Origin of the sequence: Corynebacterium sp. HMSC05E07, assembly GCF_001807225.1 — a bacterium.
Classification (GTDB): Bacteria; Actinomycetota; Actinomycetes; order Mycobacteriales; family Mycobacteriaceae; genus Corynebacterium; species Corynebacterium singulare.
In genome coordinates, this window is sequence record NZ_KV788265.1 from 1 (window position 1) to 1296 (window position 1296).

1 protein-coding gene is annotated in these 1296 nt (G+C 56.2%); it reads right to left on the minus strand.

Annotation, left to right across the window (positions count from 1 at the left end; genetic code table 11):
- Positions 1 to 1266 (minus strand): IS21 family transposase (gene istA, locus HMPREF3149_RS10380; protein WP_246819993.1); only part of this gene is annotated, 1266 nt, incomplete at its 3' end.
- Positions 1267 to 1296 lie beyond the last annotated feature (30 nt).

The window sequence follows — 1296 nt, forward strand, 5'->3', positions numbered from 1 at the left end:
GTGTACTGCTGGTGGTGTTTCAGGCGGTGTTGTTGGCGGCAGATCATGGCCTGTCGGGCGGGTGGATTGGTCTTTGCGTACCGCAGCCATCATGTTTTTCACCGCGGTATACGACACGGCCCTCCTTGCGCCATCAGGTGCGATTAAGCGTGCACAGGCTTGTTCCAAAATCGCCTTGTTGGCGTGCTTGCCCATATTTAGTACGTTTCGACACGACTGATACGCCTGGGCAGGGATTGCTTTTGCGCTGATGAGTTCTGCAATGACTTTCTGGGTCGCTGGCCCGATCTTGGCTGCTTCACGGTAGAAGTAATCACTGGTCCACAGCCCTGTGGTATCAGCCATGGTGGCAGGAATATGATCCACGTCAGTGACATAGATCCCCCGGGCTTGGGCTAGCCGGTGGGTGGCAACACGCCGCCCAGCGTCAAAGACGGTTACTTCGTTGCCGGTGATGCGTACATCGACAGTGCGGCCGACGAGCTGGTAGGGCACCGAATAGTGAGCAGTATTGACGGTGATGTGGAAGTTGGGGGCGACTTTCGCGCGTTTCCATTCGGTATGCTGCCACGGTGATGCGGGAAGTTGGCCAAGTTCATCACGTTCAAACTCATTAAAGAGCATTCTTCTGCTGGTGTAGGTGCCACGAAACGGTACCGCGTCATTGATACCGTCAACTAGGCTGCGGATGCGTGCGTTGAGTTCATCGAGCCCAACGCATTGATGCCCGTGGAGGGTATGGATGACTTTTTGGGTGATGATCTTGACTGCCGCTTCCACGTTCGCCTTGTCCTTCGGACGCCGAGCGCGAGCAGGCAGCGCGGCAGTGTTGTAATGCTCGAGGAATTCCTCGTAGGTGGAATTAACCTGCCGGTTGCGGTCAGCAGCACCGATTGCGTGTGACGCTGTCGAAGCATTATCAGGCACAATGACTTCAGTAACGCCACCGAAGTATTCAAACGCTTGGATATGCGCCCACAGCCATGCTGCTTGCCGCTGGTTCGGGCAAGCACAGGCAAACAGCATTCCGGAATACGGCAGTGACGCCACGAAAATACTGACTTTTGCACCCCGAGCATCAATCGGGTCAAACAGCCGCATTGTGGTACCGGCCCAGTCGACTTGCATAGTGTGTGCCGGGATATGCGTAATGCGTGCGGTAAGTCCTGTGGCATCAACGTGTTCGGCGACAAGCTGGCGGAACCGCTCGTAGCTGTAGTACCGCTGAGACGGACGAGCAGGTTGGGTGGTGTAGCGGCCCCACAAGACTTGGAGAGTGACCTTGTTTCGGCCGGT